Origin of the sequence: Actinomyces sp. ph3 (assembly GCF_000308055.1) — a bacterium.
GTDB lineage: Bacteria > Actinomycetota > Actinomycetes > Actinomycetales > Actinomycetaceae > Pauljensenia.
Window position 1 is genome coordinate 1 of the sequence record NZ_CAGY01000009.1, and the last position, 1,622, is coordinate 1,622.

At 57.2% G+C, this 1,622-nt stretch carries 1 rRNA gene; it reads left to right on the plus strand.

The annotated features are described in order from the left end of the window. Positions 1 to 3 precede the first annotated feature (3 nt). A 16S ribosomal RNA gene (locus HGAS_RS08315) occupies positions 4 to 1,544 on the plus strand. Positions 1,545 to 1,622 lie beyond the last annotated feature (78 nt).

Below are 1,622 nucleotides of genomic sequence, written 5' to 3' on the forward strand. Positions count from 1 at the left end.
TTTTGTTCGGAGAGTTTGATCCTGGCTCAGGACGAACGCTGGCGGCGTGCTTAACACATGCAAGTCGAACGCTGAAGGCCCAGCTTGCTGGGTTGGATGAGTGGCGAACGGGTGAGTAACACGTGAGTAACCTGCCCCCTTCTTTGGGATAACGGTCGGAAACGGCTGCTAATACCGGGTATTCACTGTCCTTCGCATGGGGGGTGGTGGAAAGGTTTTTTCTGGTGGGGGATGGGCTCGCGGCCTATCAGCTTGTTGGTGGGGTGATGGCTTACCAAGGCTTTGACGGGTAACCGGCCTGAGAGGGTGACCGGTCACATTGGGACTGAGATACGGCCCAGACTCCTACGGGAGGCAGCAGTGGGGAATATTGCACAATGGGCGAAAGCCTGATGCAGCGACGCCGCGTGAGGGATGGAGGCCTTCGGGTTGTAAACCTCTTTCGCTCATGGTCAAGCCGCAACAATGGTTGTGGTGAGGGTAGTGGGTAAAGAAGCACCGGCTAACTACGTGCCAGCAGCCGCGGTAATACGTAGGGTGCGAGCGTTGTCCGGAATTATTGGGCGTAAAGGGCTTGTAGGCGGTTTGTCGCGTCTGCCGTGAAATCCTCTGGCTTAACTGGGGGCGTGCGGTGGGTACGGGCAGGCTTGAGTGCGGTAGGGGAGACTGGAACTCCTGGTGTAGCGGTGGAATGCGCAGATATCAGGAAGAACACCGGTGGCGAAGGCGGGTCTCTGGGCCGTTACTGACGCTGAGGAGCGAAAGCGTGGGGAGCGAACAGGATTAGATACCCTGGTAGTCCACGCTGTAAACGTTGGGCACTAGGTGTGGGGGCCACCCGTGGTTTCTGCGCCGTAGCTAACGCTTTAAGTGCCCCGCCTGGGGAGTACGGCCGCAAGGCTAAAACTCAAAGGAATTGACGGGGGCCCGCACAAGCGGCGGAGCATGCGGATTAATTCGATGCAACGCGAAGAACCTTACCAAGGCTTGACATGCACGGCGGCACTGCAGAGATGTGGTGGCATTTAGTTGGTCGTGTGCAGGTGGTGCATGGTTGTCGTCAGCTCGTGTCGTGAGATGTTGGGTTAAGTCCCGCAACGAGCGCAACCCTTGCCCTATGTTGCCAGCACGTTATGGTGGGGACTCGTGGGGGACTGCCGGGGTTAACTCGGAGGAAGGTGGGGATGACGTCAAATCATCATGCCCCTTATGTCTTGGGCTTCACGCATGCTACAATGGCTGGTACAGAGGGTTGCGAAATCGTGAGGTGGAGCGAATCCCTTAAAGCCGGTCTCAGTTCGGATTGGGGTCTGCAACTCGACCCCATGAAGGTGGAGTCGCTAGTAATCGCAGATCAGCAACGCTGCGGTGAATACGTTCTCGGGCCTTGTACACACCGCCCGTCACGTCACGAAAGTTGGTAACACCCGAAGCCCATGGCCTAACCGTTTTTGCGGGGGGAGTGGTCGAAGGTGGGATTGGCGATTGGGACGAAGTCGTAACAAGGTAGCCGTACCGGAAGGTGCGGCTGGATCACCTCCTTTCTAGGGAGCCCGTAAATTGGGGATGCGCACTTAGCTGTTTGGTTGGGTGTGTGTTTCTTGTGCCTACATTTTGACGCT